Here is a 332-nt window from a genome sequence, read left to right as displayed (position 1 = left end):
CCTCTGGAGGGTCCTTCCCCACCAGCCCCCCGCACCGGCGTATAATGCGGCTCGCGGCGGCCAAAGACCCGCCCCGCCTCAACGGGCTTTGACATCGCTACCCTGAAACCCCGCCCGACCGCCCCAGGTCGACACGGATTGTCAGCATATTGACGCTGCCCCCCGGCGCGCCCCGGACGTCTTCAGCTTTTTCTCCGTTCGACCGTGTCTTTCCGCCCCGACCGGAGCGCACGGTGCGCACGGTGCGCACTGTGTTTTTCCGCCCGCCCGCCGCGTGCTAAGGCCCCCGCCATGATCCCCCAACCCATCGATGTCCTGATCGTCGGCGCCGG

The sequence above is a fragment of the Brevundimonas sp. UBA2416 genome, from assembly GCF_002343105.1.
Lineage (GTDB): Bacteria > Pseudomonadota > Alphaproteobacteria > Caulobacterales > Caulobacteraceae > Brevundimonas.
Note: the sequence above shows the minus strand (reverse complement) of the source record.